The 19,838-nt window shown below is 63.7% G+C and carries 21 protein-coding genes and 1 riboswitch; of the genes, 8 read left to right on the forward strand and 13 right to left on the reverse strand.

The window, feature by feature from the left end; all coding sequences use genetic code 11:
• Positions 1 to 5: 5 nt before the first annotated feature.
• The 5 genes from hemC to hemE form a co-directional block, all read right to left on the reverse strand.
• Entirely contained in the window at positions 6 to 1,004 is a 999-nt protein-coding gene (gene hemC, locus KCX59_RS14840; RefSeq protein ID WP_178996986.1) for a hydroxymethylbilane synthase, read from the reverse strand.
• Positions 1,001 to 2,224, reverse strand: coding sequence for a ferrochelatase (locus tag KCX59_RS14845; RefSeq protein WP_179017113.1), 1,224 nt, complete (start codon positions 2,222 to 2,224; stop codon positions 1,001 to 1,003). Before KCX59_RS14845 ends, hemC begins: the two co-directional genes overlap by 4 nt.
• A complete protein-coding gene (hemQ, locus tag KCX59_RS14850) occupies positions 2,221 to 2,922 on the reverse strand; it encodes a hydrogen peroxide-dependent heme synthase (protein ID WP_091468698.1) in 702 nt (233 codons plus the stop codon). Before hemQ ends, KCX59_RS14845 begins: the two co-directional genes overlap by 4 nt.
• A gap of 72 nt (positions 2,923 to 2,994) precedes the next feature.
• A complete protein-coding gene (gene hemG / locus KCX59_RS14855; RefSeq protein WP_179017112.1) occupies positions 2,995 to 4,470 on the reverse strand; it encodes a protoporphyrinogen oxidase in 1,476 nt (491 codons plus the stop codon).
• 5 nt (positions 4,471 to 4,475) lie between these two features.
• Positions 4,476 to 5,591 (reverse strand): uroporphyrinogen decarboxylase, encoded by a 1,116-nt coding sequence (gene hemE, locus KCX59_RS14860; protein ID WP_178996989.1) that lies wholly within the window; start codon positions 5,589 to 5,591, stop codon positions 4,476 to 4,478.
• Positions 5,592 to 5,749: 158 nt separating this feature from the next.
• Here hemE and KCX59_RS14865 point away from each other — a divergent pair, with 158 nt between their 5' ends.
• Complete coding sequence (locus KCX59_RS14865; RefSeq protein WP_179017111.1) at positions 5,750 to 7,072, forward strand: glutamyl-tRNA reductase; 1,323 nt, start codon at positions 5,750 to 5,752, stop codon at positions 7,070 to 7,072.
• Positions 7,073 to 7,151: 79 nt separating this feature from the next.
• On the opposite strand, the gene moeB is transcribed toward KCX59_RS14865, so the two are convergent.
• Entirely contained in the window at positions 7,152 to 8,354 is a 1,203-nt protein-coding gene (moeB, locus tag KCX59_RS14870) for a molybdopterin-synthase adenylyltransferase MoeB (RefSeq protein ID WP_179017110.1), read from the reverse strand.
• Between the two features lie 6 nt (positions 8,355 to 8,360).
• Here moeB and KCX59_RS14875 point away from each other — a divergent pair, with 6 nt between their 5' ends.
• The 3 genes from KCX59_RS14875 to KCX59_RS14885 are packed head-to-tail and all read left to right on the forward strand — an operon-like array spanning position 8,361 to position 9,710.
• A complete protein-coding gene (locus KCX59_RS14875; protein WP_091468709.1) occupies positions 8,361 to 9,095 on the forward strand; it encodes a TetR/AcrR family transcriptional regulator in 735 nt (244 codons plus the stop codon).
• A 50-nt stretch (positions 9,096 to 9,145) separates the two neighbouring features.
• Positions 9,146 to 9,370, forward strand: a complete 225-nt coding sequence (locus KCX59_RS14880) for a DUF3107 domain-containing protein (RefSeq protein WP_091468712.1) — start codon at positions 9,146 to 9,148, stop codon at positions 9,368 to 9,370.
• A 37-nt stretch (positions 9,371 to 9,407) separates the two neighbouring features.
• On the forward strand, positions 9,408 to 9,710 hold the full coding sequence (locus KCX59_RS14885) for a hypothetical protein (RefSeq protein ID WP_017198593.1): 303 nt from the start codon (positions 9,408 to 9,410) through the stop codon (positions 9,708 to 9,710).
• 75 nt (positions 9,711 to 9,785) lie between these two features.
• Here the strand turns inward: KCX59_RS14885 and KCX59_RS14890 are convergent, their stop codons facing one another.
• The 4 genes from KCX59_RS14890 to thiO form a co-directional block, all read right to left on the reverse strand.
• Entirely contained in the window at positions 9,786 to 10,121 is a 336-nt protein-coding gene (locus KCX59_RS14890; RefSeq protein WP_179017109.1) for a 4a-hydroxytetrahydrobiopterin dehydratase, read from the reverse strand.
• A 13-nt stretch (positions 10,122 to 10,134) separates the two neighbouring features.
• Complete coding sequence (locus KCX59_RS14895; protein WP_178996993.1) at positions 10,135 to 10,932, reverse strand: thiazole synthase; 798 nt, start codon at positions 10,930 to 10,932, stop codon at positions 10,135 to 10,137.
• 2 nt (positions 10,933 to 10,934) lie between these two features.
• Positions 10,935 to 11,171, reverse strand: coding sequence for a sulfur carrier protein ThiS (gene thiS, locus KCX59_RS14900; RefSeq protein WP_054809343.1), 237 nt, complete (start codon positions 11,169 to 11,171; stop codon positions 10,935 to 10,937).
• The gene (thiO, locus tag KCX59_RS14905; RefSeq protein WP_179017108.1) at positions 11,168 to 12,436 is read right to left on the reverse strand and encodes a glycine oxidase ThiO; all 1,269 of its coding nucleotides are present in this window, start codon (positions 12,434 to 12,436) and stop codon (positions 11,168 to 11,170) included. The genes thiS and thiO overlap by 4 nt, the downstream gene beginning before the upstream one ends.
• Positions 12,429 to 12,547: riboswitch (TPP riboswitch) on the reverse strand. Its footprint overlaps the gene before it by 8 nt.
• 27 nt (positions 12,548 to 12,574) lie before the next feature.
• On the opposite strand from thiO, the gene thiE reads away from it, so the two are divergent.
• Entirely contained in the window at positions 12,575 to 13,246 is a 672-nt protein-coding gene (thiE, locus tag KCX59_RS14910) for a thiamine phosphate synthase (RefSeq protein ID WP_179017107.1), read from the forward strand.
• Between the two features lie 30 nt (positions 13,247 to 13,276).
• On the opposite strand, the gene KCX59_RS14915 is transcribed toward thiE, so the two are convergent.
• Positions 13,277 to 13,945 (reverse strand): ferritin-like fold-containing protein, encoded by a 669-nt coding sequence (locus KCX59_RS14915; RefSeq protein WP_091468723.1) that lies wholly within the window; start codon positions 13,943 to 13,945, stop codon positions 13,277 to 13,279.
• Between the two features lie 41 nt (positions 13,946 to 13,986).
• On the opposite strand from KCX59_RS14915, the gene KCX59_RS14920 reads away from it, so the two are divergent.
• The 3 genes from KCX59_RS14920 (at position 13,987) to KCX59_RS14930 (ending at position 18,363) form a co-directional block, all read left to right on the forward strand.
• Complete coding sequence (locus KCX59_RS14920; protein WP_179017106.1) at positions 13,987 to 15,459, forward strand: RNB domain-containing ribonuclease; 1,473 nt, start codon at positions 13,987 to 13,989, stop codon at positions 15,457 to 15,459.
• A gap of 277 nt (positions 15,460 to 15,736) precedes the next feature.
• Positions 15,737 to 17,440, forward strand: a complete 1,704-nt coding sequence (locus KCX59_RS14925) for a DEAD/DEAH box helicase (protein ID WP_179017105.1) — start codon at positions 15,737 to 15,739, stop codon at positions 17,438 to 17,440.
• 8 nt (positions 17,441 to 17,448) lie between these two features.
• A complete protein-coding gene (locus KCX59_RS14930; protein WP_091468729.1) occupies positions 17,449 to 18,363 on the forward strand; it encodes a DNA-methyltransferase in 915 nt (304 codons plus the stop codon).
• On the opposite strand, the gene KCX59_RS14935 is transcribed toward KCX59_RS14930, so the two are convergent.
• Together KCX59_RS14935 and KCX59_RS14940 are read right to left on the reverse strand one after the other, a co-directional pair.
• On the reverse strand, positions 18,336 to 18,944 hold the full coding sequence (locus tag KCX59_RS14935; RefSeq protein WP_091468732.1) for a MarC family protein: 609 nt from the start codon (positions 18,942 to 18,944) through the stop codon (positions 18,336 to 18,338). The genes KCX59_RS14930 and KCX59_RS14935 overlap by 28 nt on opposite strands.
• Entirely contained in the window at positions 18,944 to 19,789 is an 846-nt protein-coding gene (locus KCX59_RS14940; RefSeq protein WP_178996998.1) for a PHP domain-containing protein, read from the reverse strand. Before KCX59_RS14940 ends, KCX59_RS14935 begins: the two co-directional genes overlap by 1 nt.
• Positions 19,790 to 19,838: the final 49 nt, after the last annotated feature.

Here is a 19,838-nt window from a genome sequence, read left to right on the forward strand (position 1 = left end):
GCGTCTCAGGACGCCGCAAGGTCCGCGATCTCCGCGGCGCCGGCAGCGAGCAGGAGCTCCGCCACTTCGATGCCGAGCAACGTGGCTCCGACTTCCGTGAGGCCGTCGGTGGCTTTCTTCTCGCGCACAGTCTTGGTGCCATCCACGGCACAGACCACTGCTTCAAGGTGCAGCATGCTGCCCTTGCGGAAGGCGTAGGCGCCCACGGGAGCTGCACAACCGGCTTCAAGCCTGGCCAGGACTGCACGCTCGGCCGTGACGGCGAGGCGGGTGTCGTCGTCGTTCAGCGCCGCAAGGGCCTGTGCGAGCACGCCGTTTGACCCTTCGGTGGAACCCGCTGTACGCGGGGCGTCGTTGGTCCGGCATTCGATGGCCAACGCTCCCTGTCCGGGCGCGGGAAGCATGACGTCGGATTCGAAGAACTCGCTGACAGTGTCCAGGCGGTCCATGCGCTCCAAGCCCGCAGCAGCCAACACCACGGCGTCGAGGTCACAGGACTTGCCCGGCACAACAACATCGGTGAGGTTTCCGGGCAATCCCGGGACACGACCGAGGCGAGTGTCCACATTCCCACGGATATCGAGTACCTCGATATCCGGACGTGCAGCCCGAAGCTGAGCGGCACGCCGTGGCGAGCCTGTGCCTACTTTGGCACCGCCCGGCAGCTCGGCAAGAGTCATACCGTCGCGTGCACAGAGAACGTCACGGACATCCACCCGCTTGGGAGTTGCTGCGATGCTCAGGCCAAGTGCGGCTCCCGTGGGCAGGTCCTTCAGGGAGTGCACGGCGACATCACAGGTATCGGCGAGAAGGGCATCACGCAGGGCAGCAACGAACACGCCTGTGCCGCCCATCTGGGAAAGGGATCCGGTTTTGACGTCGCCCTCGGTCTTGATGTGCACGAGCTCTACGGGGAAGCCGCCGACGGCAGCCAACTGGTCCGCAGTTTGCTGCGTCTGCGTCAGGGCAAGTTTGCTCGCCCTGGTGCCGATGCGAACAGTCACTTGGCAGCCTCCGGAGCCGGGTAGGCGTCGTGGCCGATACCGATTCCGGCGCCGACTTCGGAGATGACGGGTTTTGCCCCGCGGAAGTTCTCGCAGCAGTTGGGACGGCAGACGTCGTACCAAGGGCCCAGGTCGGTGACGTGGGGACGGTCGGCGATGTTGTTGTCCACTGTGCGTTCGCAGATCAGGTCCACGAGGCCGGACACGAAAGCCGCGTGCGTACCCGGTGTGGGCACACGGGTGGCCTCGATATCCAGGTTCTTGCAGGTTTCCAGTGCCTCGGTGTCCAGATCCCAGGCAACTTCCATATGGTCGCTGACAAAGCCAAGGGGAACGATGACCACACCGCGGACGCCCTCGGGGGCGATCTCCTCAAGGTGGTCATTGATGTCCGGTTCCAGCCAGGGAATGTGCGGGGCCCCCGAGCGTGACTGGTACACGAGGTCCCAAGCCACGTTCGGCGCCACAGCGTCCATGATGGCTTTGGCATTGGCAAGGTGCTGTGCAGCGTAGGCGGAACCTTCCGCAAATTCGCGCGGCTCGTCTTCGGACCTGCCTGCGGCCTCTGCATCCCGGGTAGGAATGGAGTGGGTGGCGAACAGCACTCGAATTTTCGAATCCGGGTCCGCTTCGCCTGCGGCGGTGAGCTTCCCACGGATCTCCTCCAGGCCGGCAGCAGTTCCCTCAAGGAAGGGCTGGACTACGCCGGGGTGATCGAAGTACTGACGGATCTTGTCCACTTCAAGCTTGCCGTCCAAACCGGTTTCGGTCAGCGCAATACCAATGTCTTCGCGGTACTGGCGGCAGCTGGAGTAACAGGAGTAGATGCTGGTGGTGAGCATCAGGATCCGGCGGTGTCCGGCGTCGTAAGCGTCCTGCAGGACCGGGGCGATGTACGGGTCCCAGTTCCGGTTGCCCCAAAGGACCGGCAATTCAATCCCCCGCTGTGCCAGTTCGGCCTCGATCGCGGCCTTCAGCTCACGGTTCTGCTGGTTGATGGGGCTGATTCCACCAAAAGCCCGGTAGTGGTGCGAGACCTCTTCGAGGCGCTCGTCCGGGATCCCGCGGCCACGGGTGACGTTGCGCAGGAAGGGAATGACGTCATCCTGGCCTTCAGGACCACCAAAGGATGCGAGCAGCACGGCGTCGTACCGCTTGGGTTCCTGCCGCCCACGCTCAGTGACGGCGTTCGGTGCTGTGGAGATAACGGGCTGGGTCATGCCAGGACCTCGGCAATCTCGGCAGCCGTGACGCGGCGGCCGGTATAGAAGGGGATTTCTTCGCGGACGTGGTGTCGCGCTTCCGTGGACCGCAGGTGGCGCATCAGGTCCACGAGGTCCACCAGTTCAGGTGCTTCAAGGCCGAGGATCCATTCCCAGTCGCCCAAGGCAAACGAGGAGACAGTGTTGGAAATGACCTGCGGGAATTCGCGCCCAAGAAGGCCATGGTCGCGGAGCATCTTGCCGCGCTCGTCCGTGGGCAGCAGGTACCACTCGTAGGAACGCACAAACGGGTAGACGCAGAGCCAGGTGCTGGGCTCGACACCGCGTGCGTAGGCGGGCACGTGGCTCTTGGAGAACTCAGCTTCGCGGTGCACGCCCATGGCGGACCAGACGATGTCTGTTCCCGCGAAGAGCTTGCTGCGGCGGATGGACCGAACAGCTGCCTGCAGGTCCTCCGGCTTGGGCCCATGGAGCCACACCATGATGTCAGCGTCCGAGCGCATGGCCGAGACGTCGTAGCTGCCCCGGAGGATCACGCCGCCCTCCGCGAGCTTCTCCGCAAGGGCTTCGAATTCCTGTGCAGCATCGCCGCTGCGCAGGACGTCGGCCGAGCGCTTGAAGACCGTCCACAGCGTGTAGAACTGTTCTTCGGTTTCAGCAGTTTTAGTGACAGATTCGGCAGAAGTGTGGCTCATGGTTCAAGTTTGCCCCGTGCCAGCCCCTAAGTCGAAACGGATCAGTTCTACAAGCCGTAGAAGTGACGCAAATCACAAAGCAAGTGATCCGTCGGCGGGTGCAGCCTTGAGTTGCGCCCGCGTATCAGCCACTACTGCGGCAAGGCCGTTTCCGGCCAACCAGCCGCCCACCACGCTAAGTCCGTCCGCTGCGGCGCACACCTGGCGGACTTGCGCCACGCGCTGTTTATGACCGACGGCGGCGAACGGCAAGGCGCCCGCCCACCGCACCACATCCCAGTCAACGATGTCCGCCTGCGAAATGGGAACGGTCAGCAGTGTGGAAGCATCCTCCAACGCCGCCGCCAGCAGAGATTCGTCATCGAGGACAACATCCCCGCCCCCGCCAGCTTCTTCACGCCGGCCGTAGGAAAGGCGCAAAACGTGCGTGCCGGGACCAGCTTCGTCGGCCAGCCAATCCCACTTGGCCGTTGCATGAGTCAGCGCTTTGGCCCTGATCCCCGGGGTTTCAGGCGCCACCAGGATCCCCGTCCCCCGCGGCCTGCCATCGAGCTGGGGCAAGTCCACCACCATCGTCACAAGACTCACCAGCGGACCGGGAGCCGGGCGGAGGCTGGACAGCTCAGGCAAGGACTTCTCCAGCAACCCGACAGCGGCCGGGCCGTCGAGCGCGACCACCAGGCGGCCGGCGTCGTACGTGGCATTCCCGGCGGTGACCCGCCAGCCCTCCGGTGCCTTCACGACGTCGTCGGCGTGTTGACCCGTGAGCAACTTGACTCCACGTTCCCGGAGGTCCGCCACGAGCGCGTCCACCAAGGTGTTCATTCCACCCCTCAAGCCCGCGACGGCGGAACCCGCCTTGGCCGGACCAGACGCGCCGCCGGAACCCTTGGCGGCTTTGCGTTGAGCCGCCACAGCGGCGGCGAGTGAGCCCTGGGCGCGAATCCCAGCGCGCAGCCCCGGGGCCACCATGTCAACGTCCAAGAGGGCAGGGTCGGCCGAGTGAACGCCGCCCACTACGGGTGAGACAAGCCGTTCAAGAACTTTTTTGCCCATGCGGGCGCGGACCAAAGAGGAAACGCTGGTGACGTCCGAAGACGTGCCAACAGAGGCCGGGAGCCAGCGGTCCAAGGAGGCCCTGATGGCTCCGGCGAGGCCCAGGGAACGCCGTACCTCCGGGTCCCACGGGTTCGCCGGAATCCCAAGCACTCCCGTTTTTGGGAGCTCCTGCGGGCCGTCCGGCAGCTGCACCCAAGCACCGCCCGGGTGCGGAGCTACGATCCTGTCCGCCAGTCCAAGTTCACGTGCGAGGTCGGCTACAGCTGTGGACCGGGTGGCGAACGATTCCGCCCCGCTGTCCAGGTGCAGCCCCGCAACAACATGGCTACCCACGCAGCCGCCCCAGGCCTGGCTTGCCTCAAGGACAGTAACCGCAGAACCGGCCAGGGCCAGTTCCCGTGCGGCGATCAGGCCCGAGACGCCACCGCCCACCACGACGGCGGCTGGTCCTGCGACTGTTGCCTTGGGCGTTGGGTGTCCCCCGCGCATTGTTCCTACTCCGCGGGGATGGAGTGAATGAGCTCCACGACGCGCGTCAGGACTGTGGGGTCCGTTTCGGGAGGAACTCCGTGGCCGAGGTTCAGTACGTGGCCCGGGGCGTGGGAACCGGCGGCGATGACTTCGCGGACGTGGGCTTCGAGGACCTCCCACGGGGCAGACAGAAGAGCGGGGTCTATGTTGCCCTGCAGCGGCACGGTGCCACCGAGACGACGGTTGGCCTCGTCCAGGGGCAGCCTGTAGTCCACGCCCACGACGTCCACTCCGACGTCGCGCATGGCAACCAGCAGTTCGGAGGTGCCGGTGCCGAAGTGGATCAGCGGCGCCCCGAGTCCACGGACGTGGTCAAGCGCGCGGGTAGATGCCGGCGCCACGTACTTGGTGTAGTCACCCAGGCCCAGGGATCCGGCCCACGAGTCAAAGAGCTGCGCCGCCGAAGCGCCTGCCTCAAGTTGGGCTTGGAGGAACATGCCTGAGGTGTCGGCAGCCCAGTTGGCCAGCGCGGCCCAGGTCTCGGGATCCGCGTGCATCATGGTCCGCGGGCCTAGGTGGTCACGCGAGGGCTTCCCTTCAACCATGTAGGCGGCAAGGGTGAAGGGTGCACCGGCGAAGCCGATGAGCGGCGTCTTTCCCAGCTCGGCAACCGTCAGGCGGACTGCTTCACGGATGGGCTCCAGCGCTTCCCACGTCAGCGTGGGCAGGGCAGCAACGTCGGCTGCTGTCCGGACCGGCTTATCCAGGACGGGTCCCACGCCGGGGACGATGTCCACACCGACACCGGCGAGCTTCAGCGGAATGACGATGTCCGAGAAGAAGATGGCGGCGTCCACATCGTGGCGGCGAACAGGTTGGAGGGTAATCTCGGCGGCGAGTTCCGGACGGAGGCAGGAGTCCAGCATGGCCACGCCCTCGCGCACCTTCAGGTACTCCGGAAGGGAACGGCCAGCCTGGCGCATGAACCACACCGGCCTGCGGGAAGGGGTGCCACCGCGGTATGCCGTGATCAGCGGCGAGTCCGAGGTCCGACCGTCCTTCAGCGGGTGGTTGGCGTCGAGGGTTCCCGCCGGGGCGTTGGAGGCCGTACTGTTGGATGCTGCCGCGCTAGAAGTCATGCCTTCGATTGTGCCGAAAATCCGGGGCAAAAGATAACGACAAGCTGTCACGTCGCGCCCCGCCCGGGCCGTTGTGGCCGGGATCACCCGCCTTCGTGTGGATCACCACGGCGCCACATTGTTCTACCGGGCTACGAAAAAGCTATGATTGGGGTGCTGTGGTTCTTTTCTCATTGGTGGCTACACACGCCGACATCGACCTCGAAACCGTCGCTCAGTTGAGCAACGGTTCCTCTGAGCTTGCCTCGGCAGCCCTGACAGATTCCTCTGTGGTCTCCGGAGCCGTGGTCCTGGCCACGTGCAACCGCTACGAGGTTTACGGCGAAACTGCCAACGGCGCTGACCTTGAGGCAGCCCGTTCCGCCCTCGTTTCGCAGATCAGCGAACTCAGCGGCCTCAACGAGCAACTCGTCTCCCGCTCCTTTGCCACACACACCGGCCCGGACGTTACCCGGCACCTCTTCGCTGTGAGCGCCGGACTGGATTCAGCCGTAGTGGGTGAGCGTGAAATCGCCGGCCAGGTCCGCCGTGCATTGATCACCGCCCAGCAGGAAGGCACCGCCAGCTCCGGCCTCGTGCGTCTCTTCCAGGCAGCATCCAAGACCGCCAAGGATGTAGGCGCGCAGACTGCCCTCGGCTCGCGTGGTCTTTCGATCGTGTCTGTCGCGTTGGACCTGGCCACCGACCTCGCCGAGAACGACGATTGGTCCACCAAGAAAGTGGTGGTCTTCGGAACCGGGGCCTACGCCGGCGCCACCATGTCGCTGCTCCGTGAGCGTGGCTGCACGGATGTTTCCGTCTATTCTTCTTCCGGCCGCGCCGAAGGTTTCGTCGCGACACGCGGTGGAACAGCACTCGACGCCGACACCCTTCCCGCTGCTGTTGCCGCAGCTGACGTCATGATCGGCTGCAGCGGTTCCGACAACCGGGTGGAGGCCGCGGACCTTGCCCGTGTCCGGGCAACTTCGGGCAAACCCTTGATCGCAATCGACCTCGCCCTCACCCATGATTTCGACCCCGCAGTAGGCGAACTCGACGGCGTTGAACTCCTGACGCTCGAATCCGTTCGGCTCGCGGCCCCCCAGGAACAGGCAGAGTCACTCTCGCAGGCCAGCGCAATCGTCAACGGTGCCGCTACCTCATTCGAGTCAGAACGCGAAGCCCGCTCCGTGGACACCGCCATCGTGGCGCTCCGCCGCCACACCATGAACGTCCTGGATGCGGAAATGGAAAAAGTCCGCGCCCGTCACGGCTGTACTGCCGCTGCCGAAGAGGTGGAGTTCGCTTTGCGCCGGATGGTCAAGCAGCTCCTGCACATCCCCACCGTCCGGGCGCGTGAACTCGCGGCAAACGGCCAGCAGGACGACTACGTTGCCGCGCTCGAGGCGCTCTACGGCATCCAGGTGGAACAGCCCCGGGCCGTTGCCCCGTCCGCTGAGTGCCCGGTTGACCACGAGCAACTCCGCTCCGAAAGCGCCTAGCCGCCAGATTGCCGCCCGCCGGTTGGCTGTGCCCAGTTAGCTGGGCGCCCAGCTCTGTCCAGTAAGCCCACCTCTCCGTCTAGTAAACGGGCTTCTGCGGCTCCACATCCCGCACCCAGGCGAGAATACCGCCGTCGAGATGGCTAATGCGGGTGTAACCCGCCTTTTGTGCCGCTTCCAGGACCGCAGCCGAGCGCGTCCCCGCCTTGCAGTGGAACACTATGTCTTTGTCCTGCGGCAGCTCTACCCACGCCTCGCCGGAGAGAATGCGGCCCTGCGGAATGAGCCGCGAGCCATCGATGCTGACGATGCTGTGCTCGCCGGACTCACGGACATCCACGAGTTCGAAATCCCGCTCCCCCAGCTCCCGTTCGGCAAGCATCCCGGCGAGGTCCTTGGCGGTAACAGTGTGAGCCTGGTCCGTGGCGGCCGGTGGCGTCACGCCGCAGAAGGCTTCGTAGTCGGTCAGCTCAGTGATGGGTTCGGCTTCCGGATCCTTGGAGACCTTGATCTCGCGCCAGCTGCCGCCAAGGGCATCGAAGAGCGCCACACGGCCGAGCAAGGAACGTCCGACGCCGGTGATCAGCTTCACGGCCTCAGTCACCATGAGCGATCCAACCGCTGCGCACAGCATGCCGAACACCCCGCCCTCGCCACAGGACGGCACAGACCCCGCGGGAGGCGCTTCAGGGTAGAGATCCCTGTATGTGGGCCCGTGTTCGGCCCAGAAGACGCTCACTTGGCCGTCAAAACGGAAGATGGAGCCCCAGACATAAGGCTTACCGAGGATGGCAGCGGCGTCGTTCACGAGGTATCGCGTGGCGAAGTTGTCGGCGCCGTCCAGGATGAGGTCATATTGCGCAAACAGCTCCAGCGCGTTTGAAGAGTCGAGCCGGATGTCATGCAGGACCACGTTGACCAAGGGGTTGAGCTCTGCAATGGCATTGCGCGCGGATTCGATCTTGGGCGTACCCACGTCCTTCACACCATGGATGACCTGTCGCTGCAGGTTGCTGAGGTCCACCACGTCGTCGTCCACAATGCCAAGAGTGCCCACGCCTGCGGCGGCCAGGTAAAGCAGAGCCGGGGACCCGAGGCCTCCGGCGCCGATGACGAGGACTCTGGCATTCTTAAGCCTGCGTTGGCCCAGGGCGCCAATTTCGGGAATGATGAGATGCCGGGAGTACCGCTCCACCTCGGCCGGAGTGAGTTCGGCGGCAGGTTCGACGAGTGGCGGCAGGACAGCGGGCGCAGCAGTGTGGGCAGCAACAATTGAGGCCATACCCCAATGTATGCCTGCAGATGCCGCGCGGTCATATTACCCCCCGGTAGAGTAGTCATAACTGCAAAGGAAAGGCGGCAGACTGTGGCTGACGGCACACGGGCAAACGATGGAGCACCGGCCAAGCTGGAACGGGCAGGTACAACGCGTTCACCAAGGTTGCCGCGGGACGAGCGCCGCGCCCAGTTGCTGAACGCGGCATTGGAAGTTTTCGTCTCCAACGGTTTCCACGGCGCGGCCATGGACGAAATCGCGGAAGCCGCACATGTGAGTAAACCAGTGCTTTACCAGCACTTCCCGTCCAAGCGCGAGCTTTATATGGCTCTCTTGGACAGCCACCTGGCAACCTTGACGCAGCTGATGCTCGACGCCTTGAACTCCACCACGGACAACAAGGAACGCGTCAAGGCCGTCATGCGCGCCTACTACAGGTTCATCGCCGACGACGACCAAGCCCACCGCCTGGTGTTCGAGTCCGACCTCATCAACGACCCCGACGTCAGTTCGCGTTTGGAGACTTTCAACAAAACGTTCGCGGACGCCGTGGCCCACGTGATTGCGGAGGACACCAAGCTGCCCCCGCTTGAAGCGCAGCTGCTTGGGCGTGGTTTGGCCGGAATGGCGCAGGTCAGCGCCCGGTATTGGCTTGAAACGGATGGAAACCTGGACCTCGATGTGGCCAGCGATCTGATCTATCGTTTAGCTTGGCGCGGAATCAGTCGTTTCCCCAAAGAGTCCTAGGCTACAAATAGAGGACTGACTTAACCCTTGATTGGCTTGGAGGCCTTGCTGTGGAAGTAAAGATCGGCATTCAGAATGTTGGCCGTGAGATCGTGCTCGAATCCTCTTTGGATGCCGATGCTGTTGCCAAGATCGTGGCCGAGGCCGTGACCAAGGGCTCCGAACTTCGCCTTACGGACGAGAAGGGCCGCCAGATCATCGTTCCGGGCAACGTCCTGGGCTACGTGGAGATCGGCGCCGAGGAAGTCCGCCGCGTAGGCTTCGGGGCCCTCTAGCCCAATCACCCGTCTCGTCGTCCGCTAAGGAGTTTTCATGCTTTCTCTCGTCGTGGTGGTTTTGGCCACCATTGCCACCGGATTCATCGTGTGGGCCAACGACAAGCGGCACGGCAAATACGGGATCGCGCTGCCTGCCGGCGTCTCAGCAGCTGTCGGCACCCTGAGCTGGATCGCATTCATCAGCGCCGGATTGGGCTACCAGCCGGGCGCCACATGGATTCCTTGGGTTCTGCCCATTGTGCTCGGGACTGCCGCGGCGGTTGCCGTGGTGCTCTTCCTGGGCCGGACCCGAACGAAACACGACACTGCGGCGCTCACCAAGGCCCTGCGGCTTTAATGCCTTAAGCCCGCGAGATGGCAGTTAACACCAATGGTCAAGCTTGGGATTGGTGTTAACTGCCATCTCGGCTCTTTACGACGCCGGATACCGCTCAGGCTGCGCAGCTGCGCCTACCTTTGCGGCCGCTTCGCTCACAGCGGTGGCAGCGGCAACGTCACGTTTGGTCACTTGGCCGCCCGCATCGTGGGACACGTAGCGGAGAAAAACCCTGTTGTAGCGCCACTCCAGATCCGGATGATGATTTTGGTCCTCGGCGATCTCTCCAACCGCGGCGATGAGCGCTAGCGCGTCCGCCGCCGTCGAGGTTTTATATACACTCACCAGGCCACCCTGGTACTTCCAGTCCGGAAGGTCACCGAGGGCATCATTGATGGCTGCTTCAGTCAGTTGGTCTTCCGTGCCTGCCATGACTGCTCCTTCATCAGAGGAACTCTGCCCGGCCCTCCATCGCCGAGGATGCGAGCGCGTGCTCCCGCCGCGGGATCCGGCCCGCCTGCTTGGCCAGCCTACCGGCGATCACAGCGTGTTTGAAGGCCTCGCCCATCTGCACCGGGTTCTGCGCCCGCGTTACGGCGGTGGCAAGCAGGACGGCGTCGCAGCCCAGTTCCATGGCAAGGGCAGCATCGGAGGCCGTCCCGATCCCTGCATCCAGGACCACGGGTACGGAGGCCCGGGACACGATGAGCTCAATGTTGTGCGGATTCAGGATGCCAAGGCCCGTCCCGATGGGCGATCCCAAGGGCATCACGGCTGTTGCACCCAGGTTCTCGAGCCTGAGCGCGAGTACGGGATCGTCATTGGTGTAAGCGAATACCTTGAAGCCTCGGTTCACCAGCTGCTCCGTTGCATCCACCAGTTCCACGGCGTCTGGAAGGAGCGTGTGTTCGTCCGCGATGACTTCCAGCTTCACCCAATCGGTCTCAAGTGCTTCCCGGGCCAGTTCAGCAGTCATCACGGCGTCCTTGGCCGTGAAACATCCAGCAGTATTGGGCAGCACGCGGATGTCATGGTCCACCAGCAGCTGGAACAGCGAGCCCGTTTCGGCGGGCGAATAGCGACGCATCGCCACTGTGGTGAGCTCCGTCCCTGAAGAGAGGAGCGCTGCTCCCAAGCCGTCGAGGCTCGGCGCGCCTCCGGTACCCATGATGAGGCGGGAACCGAACTCGACGCCGTCGATCACCAGTGCGTCGGTGCGAACGTCAACGTTTGCTGTTGTCATGATTAGCCTCCCTGGACTGCTGTTACGAGTTCGAGTTCGTCTCCGTCGGAGAGCGCTGTCACGGCCCATTGGCTGCGCGGCACCACCTCGGAATTGCGTGCGACGGCGACTCCCAGCTTGCCGCCGTCGGCCGCTTGTCCGCGAGGGTCCAAGGCGCGACCGGTGACGGCGGTGACGAGGGTACTGACGGATGCGTCGTCAGAGACTGCGTGGTCGGTTCCGTTCACTTTGATGTTCATGCTGTTTCCTTGGTGGTGGTTCGGGCTGCTGGTGTAAGTGCTCGGGCAACAGGGGCGTTGCCCGCGAAACGATGGGGCAGGAAGGGGGCCCACCGGGAGTCCGAGGAGCCTTTGAGGAGTTCCCCCACGATCTTGGCGGCCACCGGAGTCAGGAGGACTCCGTGGCGGAAGAATCCTGTGGCAATCACCAGGCCGTCGATGTCGCCGTTGGAAGCACCGACCCGTCCGAGCAGTGGAGCGTTGTCCGGAGTTCCGGGCCGGGCGCGGGCGGTTGCTTCAAGGAGTTCCAGTTCAGCCACTGCAGGGACCAATACTTGGGCGTCCCTCAGCAATTGGTAAACGCCACCCGACGAGACCGCGTTGGAAGAGGCTGACAACCCGTCTTCGCGTTGCGTGGCTCCAATCACCACAGTTCCGTCGTCCCGGGGCACGATGTAAACCGGCACCCCGCGAACCATCCCGCGAATCGTTGATGTGACCAAGGGCCGCAGGTGATCGGGGACGCGAAGCCGGAGGATGTCCCCGTAGACCGGCCTTACGGGAAGCCTGAGGCCTTCAGGAAGACCGGAGAGTTGGGACGCCCCGAGCCCGTTGGCCACCACCGTTTCTCCGGCGTGAACGGTGACTCCTGAGTCCAGCGCCACGCCTGTGACACGCCCGCCTTCCCACAGCAAACCGCGCGCCCTGGAAGCAATGGCGAATCCGTCATCGGCTCCCGACACCCAGGAACTGTCATTGGGCGAATGGGCTGCCAGTCCTGCCAGGAGGCATGCCGCGAGTCTCCTTGGATCGACTTGGTGGTCGGCAGGTATATCGAAAGCACAGGAGATCTGCGGGCTGAGGAGCGGCTCCCGTTGCCTCGCGTCCCGCAGAGCGATAGGTTCGACTTCCAGGCCAGCCGCAAGCTGGACCGACCTTAAGTCTGCGAGCGCCCGGCGGTCGGCTGCGTCGGCACCCACGGCGAGGGTCGGCGTCGTGCGATATCCGTTGTCCTCTGCGCCTTGATGCAGGCCGTCCACGAAGGAGGGCCAGAGCTGGGAAGACTCAAGCATTAACTCAAGAAGGTCTTCTTCCTGGTAATGGAGTTCGCTGACGGGTGCAAGCATGCCTGCCGCTGCGAAGGACGCGCCGGAAGCGGGAGCGGGGTCGATCAGCGCAACTGAACGGCCCAATCGCCGGGCTTCGTGAGCGATGCCGAGGCCGATGACGCCGCCACCAATGACGGCAACGTCTGCCTGGAGGCGGGTACGGCGGGAATCTGCCATTCGTTTCCTTCCCTACGCCGGTACTAGCCGGATCAGGTCAAGCGGTCGGCGCTGAAGCCCTCTCAGCCGGACAGTCATATGACGAATGTCGCGGCTCCCGCAGTACGAGCCCAGTTTAGAGGAACTACTCTGGTTCCCATGACTCAGCCTGACGCTCTTGCCTCCGCCCGTCTTTACCTGTGCACCGATGCCCGTAAGCAGCAGGGCGATTTTGAGGACTTTGTGGACGCCGCTTTCGAAGGCGGCGTGGACATCATCCAACTCCGCGACAAGACGCTGGAAGCTGCCGAGGAACTGGAGATGTTGGCCGTCCTGCGGAGCGTCGCACAACGGCACGGACGGCTTTGGGCGGTCAACGACCGGGCCGATGTTGCCAGCATTTCCGGGGCTCCCGTGTTCCACATCGGGCAAAAGGACCTGCCCCTGACTGCAGCCCGGACCCTCCTGCCGAACGCCACCGGCATAGGCCTCTCCACCCACACAACCGAACAAATCGATGCCGCTGTCGCCACCTCCCAAGGGCCCCTGGGACTGGACTATTTCTGCGTGGGTCCGGTCTGGGCAACACCCACCAAACCAGGTCGCGCTGCTGTCGGTTTGGACCTGGTCACATATGCCGCAGAAGCGGTCAAGCGCTCGGGCGACGGTGTGACCCTCCCCTGGTTCGCCATTGGTGGCATCGATCTCAGCAACGTTGAACAGGTTGTGAAAGCGGGCGCCAGCCGGATCGTGGTGGTCCGCGCCATCACAGCGGCACCGGACCCGACGGCGGCGGCCAAGTCGCTGCTGGAAGCCTTGGATTCCGTCTAGGGAAGCCGGAGGTTCCGTGCGATCCGCGGGCTAGGCGGTCAGGCCGAGGCCAGTCATCCGGCGGGCGTGCTTTTCGGCGAGCTCCGTCGTCAGCCTTTTCGCCGCGGCACGCGCGTCCCCGCCGCTTTTCAGCATCGGCCCCAGCAGGGGGTGTTCCATGCCCACGCGTTGCGCCTGCGTCAGCGCTTCCCCCACCAAGCGGCGGCCCCACAGCGCCAATCGCGAAGCGAGGCGCGGGTCATCTGCCAAGGCCCGCCTGAGCAGGACGCGAAGGACTTCCGTGGCCTGATCGGGTGAAGCAACGCGCTCAACGAAATGCTGCGTTGTCGGGTCGAGGAACATCGAGACAGCCCTATAGAAATCCGATGACACAGTATCGATGACATAGGCCTTCATCACGGATTCGAACCAGTCCCCCGGCTTGGTGCGCTCGTGGAAGTGATCGAAGGAGCGCTGAAACGGCAGCATGGCACGTTCGGGATCCAGACCCATCTCCGACAGGCGGTCGTTGAGGAGGGCGAAGTTTCCGTAGGCCCCCACTGCGATCTTCGCGAGCACGGACCTGTCGTGAAGCGTGGGTGCATAGCGGGAATCCAAGGAGAGCCGCCCGAAGGCGGACAGTTCGCCATACGCCATGGCTCCAAGCAACTCCGCTGAGAGTTGCCCGGCATAGGCTGCGGCGTCCGGGGAAGTGCCCATGATCCAAGACTATCGGCCCATTTCGGGCTAACCTGATTTTCGTGTCACATCATCGGATTGCGCCCAACGTCGACGACTCGTCGGACCAGCTCGCCTCGGCCCTCGCCGCCCTAAGGACGGAGCTGGAACTCCCCGGCGAATACCCGGCAGAAGCTGTGGAGGAGGCACGGGAAGCGGTGGAGGCCCTTGAGCTGCCGGCCCAGGACCTGCGGGATATTCCTTTTGTGACCATCGACCCCGCGACGTCCACCGACCTGGACCAGGCTCTGTTCATTGAAAGGGCCGGTGATGGGTACAAGGTCCTCTATGCCATCGCCGATGTGCCTTCCTTCGTGGCTCCCGGCGGCGCGCTTGATACCGAAACGCGTCAACGCGGGCAGACGTTCTACGCCCCTGACGGGCGGATCCCGCTGCATCCGGAGGTCATCAGTGAGAACGCGGGAAGCCTGCTGGCCGACCAGGATTGCAGCGCGTTCGTTTGGGATTTCGACCTGGACGGGAAAGCTGAAATTTTGGCCGTCACCGTTGCCCGTGCGACTGTGCGCAGCAGGGCAAAGCTGAGCTACAAGGGCGCACAACAACAGATCGACGACGGTACTGCCCCGCCGGTTCTCCAGCTACTCAAAGAAGTGGGACTGAAGCGCGTTGAACTGGAACGTCAACGCGGCGGCGCAAGCCTCAACATGCCGGAACAGGAAATAGTCCAGGCGACTGACGGCGGCGGGTACAGAATCGCAGCGGCACCGTCCCTGCCGGTTGAGGATTGGAACGCGCAGATCTCCCTCATGACCGGCATGGCCGCCGCGCAGATGATGCTCGATGGAAAAGTGGGCATCCTGCGCACCATGCCCGCACCTGATGATCGGTCACTGCTCCATTTCAAGCGGCAGACCACTGCCCTCGGCAAACCCTGGGACGGAGAGGTCAGCTACGGCGAATACCTGCGGACCCTGGATGCATCCGATCCCAAACAGCTTGCCATCCTGCATTCGGCCGGAACGTTGTTCCGCGGTGCAGGCTACACGCCCTTTGACGGTGATGTTCCGGCCAATGTGATCCAGGCAGCTATCGGGGCTCCCTATGCCCACACCACAGCACCCTTGCGGCGCCTCATTGATCGCTTTGTCCTGGTGATTTGCGAAGCCCTCAGCAATAACCAGGACATTCCGGCATGGGCGCGGGAAGCCCTCCCGTCGTTACCCGAGATCATGGCATCCTCGGATCAGTTGGCCGGACGCCTCGAGCGGGCGGCTTTGGACACAGTGGAAGCGGCGCTCGTTGCCAACCACATCGGCCAGGAATTCGAGGCTGTTGTCATTTCCGGGTCCAAACCCTCCAACGGAGCCGCCCGTGGAAACGGAAACGGCAACGGACCCTTTGGCGTCGTGCAAATCGCAGAACCCGCTGTCACGGCCCGCTGCGACGGAGAAATGGAGTCCGGAACCAAGGTTCGGGTGCGCCTGCTGAAGGCTGATATCGCCAGCCGGGAGATCCGGTTCCAGTTGCTGCCCTGAAGCCGCTCATCCGGCGATCCGGGCTTTCCGGCCCCCAGAGGATAGACTGGGCTTGTAGTAATGGATGCCCGGTCGTTGATTCAGTTAATTTTTGAACTCAACAAGCCCGCCCCTACGCGATCTTGAGATGTACCAACTGGTCACCAGTGCCAGTACTTAGATAGCCCGCGATCGGCTTCCACTGGACTTGCTTGCGCGCCCGTTCGTGCTCCGGTACGGCTCCGCCGCCGCCGTTGAGCATGCAGCGCCAATGCCCAAATGAATAAGGAAACTCCCTGTGAGTGAATTGCATACCCACGAAGTCCTGACGGACTCCACCGGAACCGAATCAATCGAACCCGAGGAAACGATCATCTCGGATGAGACGCCCCACGAGATCGAAGAGAAGTCGTTCGCTGATTTTAACGTGCGCGCCGACATCGTTGAGTCCTTGGCCGACGTTGGCATCACGCACCCCTTCCCCATCCAGGCCATGACCCTGCCGGTCGCCTTGAGCGGCCACGACATCATCGGCCAGGCCAAGACGGGAACGGGAAAGACGCTTGGGTTCGGCATTCCCGCACTCCAGCGCGTCGCCGGCCGCGACGACGCCGGTTACGAAAAGCTTGCTGTCCCGGGCGCACCCCAGGCCTTGGTGATCGTCCCCACCCGTGAACTCGCGGTGCAGGTTGCCAACGATCTCCAGACCGCGTCGCGCAAGCGCAACGCGCGCATCGCCACCATCTACGGCGGCCGTGCGTACGAGCCGCAGGTTGATGCCCTGCAGAAGGGCGTCGAAATCGTAGTGGGCACGCCCGGCCGGCTGATCGATCTCTACAAGCAGAAGCACCTCAGCCTCAAGAACGTCAAGATGGTCATCCTTGATGAAGCCGATGAAATGCTGGACCTCGGCTTCCTGCCCGACGTCGAAACGCTGATTGCGGGCACCCCCGCCGTTCGGCAGACGCTTCTCTTCTCGGCAACGATGCCCGGCCCCGTCATCGCCATGGCCCGCCGCTACATGACGCAGCCCACCCACATCCGTGCGGCTGACCCGAATGATGAAGGCCTCACCAAGCGCGACATCCGCCAGCTCATCTACCGTGCCCACAGCATGGACAAGACCGAGGTTGTGGCCCGCATCCTGCAGGCCCGCGGACGTGGCCGCACCATCATCTTCACCAAGACCAAGCGCACCGCCGCGAAGGTTGCCGAGGAACTCGTAGACCGCGGCTTCGCAGCTGCAGCCATTCACGGCGACCTTGGCCAGGGCGCCCGCGAGCAGGCGCTCCGCGCTTTCCGCAACAACAAGGTTGACGTCCTGGTGGCCACCGACGTCGCAGCCCGCGGCATCGACGTCGATGACGTCACCCACGTCATCAACTACCAGTGCGTGGAAGACGAAAAGATCTACCTGCACCGCGTTGGCCGTACCGGTCGCGCGGGCAACAAGGGCACGGCCGTCACGTTTGTTGACTGGGACGACATGCCTCGCTGGGGCCTGATCAACAAGGCCCTGGGACTCAGCGTTCCCGAGCCCGTTGAGACGTACTCCTCTTCGCCGCACCTGTTCTCCGATCTCGACATCCCCGAGGGCACCAAGGGCCGCCTCCCGCGCAACAAGCGCGTCCTCGCCGGCGTCGACGCCGAGGTCCTTGAGGACCTGGGCGAGACCGGCAAGAAGAACGCCCGCTCCGGCCGGGATGGCGGACGAGACGGCAAGCGCGACGGTGGTCGCGATGGCGGCCGTGGCCGCTCCGGCAGGTCCGGTGACGCCGGGTCCAACGAATCCAAGGGCGAGGGTGGTCGTAACCGTACGCGCCGCCGTCGTACTTCTGATGGTGAGGCAGCCCCCGCTGCAGGCGCCTCGGAGACCCGCACCGCCACTGCGGACAATGCGGAGAAGCCGTCACGTACGCGTCGGACCCGCACGCGTCGTCGCAACGGCGAAGTGGTTTCCGGAGAGACCGCAGCTGCCCAGTCCGGCAGCACCGAGGCCTAAAAACCTCAATGACTGAATCTGTTTGGGCGCCGGACGGCGGCAACTTGGTGGTGCACGCGGACAACGCGGAATTCCTCCCTACGCTGCCGGACGGCGCCTTCACACTCATTTACGTGGACCCGCCTTTCAACACGGGCAGGGTCCAACGCCGCCAGGAAACCCGTATGGTCCGCAATGCGGACGGCGACGGCGACCGCGTCGGCTTCAAGGGCCGTTCTTACGACACCATCAAGGGCGCCCTCCATAGCTACGACGACGCCTTCAGCGATTACTGGTCTTTCCTGGAACCAAAGCTCGTGGAGGCCTGGCGACTGCTGGCAGACGACGGCACCCTGTACCTGCATTTGGATTACCGGGAAGTCCACTACGCCAAGGTGATGCTGGATTCGATCTTCGGCAGGGAATGCTTCCTGAACGAGATCATCTGGGCCTACGATTACGGCGCCCGCGCCAAGAACCGCTGGCCCACCAAGCACGACAACATCCTGGTGTACGTCAAGAACCCCACCAAATATCACTTCGACAACGCCGAAGTGGACCGGGAACCGTATATGGCGCCTGGCCTGGTCACTCCAGCCAAACGCGAGCTCGGCAAGCTTCCCACGGATGTCTGGTGGCATACCATCGTCTCGCCCACGGGCCGCGAAAAGACCGGCTACCCCACTCAGAAACCTGAAGGCCTGGTTCGCAGGATTGTCTCTGCATCAAGCCGCGAGGGCGATTGGTGCCTTGATTTCTTCGCCGGTTCAGGCACCCTGGGCGCAGTTGCAGCCAAGCTAGGCCGCAACTTCGTGTGCGTAGACCAGAACGAACAGGCCATCGAGGTCATGCGGAAACGGCTGGGCAGCAAGGCAGGTTTCCACCGGAGCGGCTCCTTGCCGGTCGCCGGCCTGGATCAGGCAGCACCCTTCACGAAGGCCTGAACGGCGTCCGCGATCATCTGGACGGCAATGGCTGACAGCAGCAAGCCGGCGATCCGGGTCACCAGCTCCACTCCGTTTTCACCGAGCACGCGCTGCACGACGCCCGCGAAGCGCATCGCAAGGTAAAGCGAGCCCAGCACTACGGCGATGCCAAGGCCAACGGCCAGGTACTCCGAGAGCTGGCTGGACTGCTGCACGAACACCATGACGGCGACGATCGCCCCGGGCCCGGCCATCAGCGGTGTTCCCAGCGGCACAAACGCCACGTTTTTGTACTTGGCAGCATTCTCTTCGCCACTGGTGGACCCCGTCAGCAGCTGCAGCGCAATGAGCACCAGAAGCAGACCGCCAGCGCCCTGCAAGGCCGCCAGCGAGATGTGCATGTAGTTCAGGATGGACTGCCCGAAGATCGCGAACACAACGATCACACCGGTGGCCACCAAAAGAGCCTGGAACGCGGACCGGTTCCGGTCCTTGGCCGACATCTGCGCCGTAAGTGACATGAAAATCGGCACGGTACCCGGGGGATCCATGATCACGAACAAGGTGACGATCACGGAGGCAAGCAGTTGAAGATCCATCAGCGAATGACCGTGCTCCCTGTTGCCAACTCCTCAATGCGTGCCAAGACCTCGGGCGAGGTAGTGTTTTCGCCCAACAGGTTGGGCTTGCCCGCTCCGTGGTAGTCAGATGACCCTGTCATGAGCAAACCGTGTTCGGCGGCCAGGCCCCGCAGGAACGTGCGGCCCTCCTCCGGGTTGTCCCGATGTTCAACTTCAAGTCCCAGCAGTCCGGCATCAATCATGTCCCGGTAGGTTCGCTCCCCCACGATGCGTCCTCTCGACGAGGCCACAGGATGCGCGAAAACCGGAACGCCGCCAGCCGCGCGGACAAGCTCGACGGCGACTGCCGGGTTGGGCGCATAGTGCTGCACGAAGTACCGCGAATGTGAGGTGAGGATGGAAGTGAAGGCCTCCGTTCGATCCGCGACAACGCCAGCCGCGACCAAGGCATCGGCGATGTGAGGGCGGCCCACCGTGGCACCGGGAGCCACGTGGTGGATGACGTCATCCCAGGTCAACGGGTAATCCTCGGACAACAAGGTGACCATGTGCTCGGCACGGGTGAGCCGGGCGTCCTTGGACTTGGTGATCTCTTCAAGCAGGCCAGGATGTGCGGGGTCATGGAGATAACTCAGCAAGTGAACGCTGATTCCTTGCTCAGTCCGGCAGGAGATCTCCATTCCCGGAACGAACGCGATGCCATGTTCCCGGGCGGCTGCAGCAGCAAGTTCCCAGCCATCGGTGGAATCGTGATCAGTCAGAGCCACGGCGTCCAGGCCGGCCGAGACGGCGGAGATGATCACGCCGGCCGGAGTCTCGGTTCCGTCGGAAACATTTGAGTGCGCATGCAGGTCTATCCTCACTTTCCCAGCCTATGGGATGCGGGCCGGCTTGGAGCGTTGCGCCGTTGGC

It is taken from the genome of Paenarthrobacter nitroguajacolicus (genome assembly GCF_051027655.1).
In the GTDB taxonomy this organism is placed as follows: domain Bacteria; phylum Actinomycetota; class Actinomycetes; order Actinomycetales; family Micrococcaceae; genus Arthrobacter; species Arthrobacter nitroguajacolicus.

Bases quoted from the DNA above. Each gene is read 5' to 3' on its own strand.
- KCX59_RS14845 (WP_179017113.1), bottom strand. From the start codon at position 2,224: ATGACCCAGCCCGTTATCTCCACAGCACCGAACGCCGTCACTGAGCGT.
- hemQ (WP_091468698.1), bottom strand. From the start codon at position 2,922: ATGAGCCACACTTCTGCCGAATCTGTCACTAAAACTGCTGAAACCGAA.
- hemG (WP_179017112.1), bottom strand. From the start codon at position 4,470: ATGCGCGGGGGACACCCAACGCCCAAGGCAACAGTCGCAGGACCAGCC.
- hemE (WP_178996989.1), bottom strand. From the start codon at position 5,591: ATGACTTCTAGCGCGGCAGCATCCAACAGTACGGCCTCCAACGCCCCG.
- moeB (WP_179017110.1), bottom strand. From the start codon at position 8,354: ATGGCCTCAATTGTTGCTGCCCACACTGCTGCGCCCGCTGTCCTGCCG.
- KCX59_RS14875 (WP_091468709.1), top strand. From the start codon at position 8,361: ATGTATGCCTGCAGATGCCGCGCGGTCATATTACCCCCCGGTAGAGTA.
- KCX59_RS14885 (WP_017198593.1), top strand. From the start codon at position 9,408: ATGCTTTCTCTCGTCGTGGTGGTTTTGGCCACCATTGCCACCGGATTC.
- KCX59_RS14890 (WP_179017109.1), bottom strand. From the start codon at position 10,121: ATGGCAGGCACGGAAGACCAACTGACTGAAGCAGCCATCAATGATGCC.
- KCX59_RS14895 (WP_178996993.1), bottom strand. From the start codon at position 10,932: ATGACAACAGCAAACGTTGACGTTCGCACCGACGCACTGGTGATCGAC.
- thiS (WP_054809343.1), bottom strand. From the start codon at position 11,171: ATGAACATCAAAGTGAACGGAACCGACCACGCAGTCTCTGACGACGCA.
- thiO (WP_179017108.1), bottom strand. From the start codon at position 12,436: ATGGCAGATTCCCGCCGTACCCGCCTCCAGGCAGACGTTGCCGTCATT.
- thiE (WP_179017107.1), top strand. From the start codon at position 12,575: ATGACTCAGCCTGACGCTCTTGCCTCCGCCCGTCTTTACCTGTGCACC.
- KCX59_RS14915 (WP_091468723.1), bottom strand. From the start codon at position 13,945: ATGGGCACTTCCCCGGACGCCGCAGCCTATGCCGGGCAACTCTCAGCG.
- KCX59_RS14930 (WP_091468729.1), top strand. From the start codon at position 17,449: ATGACTGAATCTGTTTGGGCGCCGGACGGCGGCAACTTGGTGGTGCAC.
- KCX59_RS14935 (WP_091468732.1), bottom strand. From the start codon at position 18,944: ATGGATCTTCAACTGCTTGCCTCCGTGATCGTCACCTTGTTCGTGATC.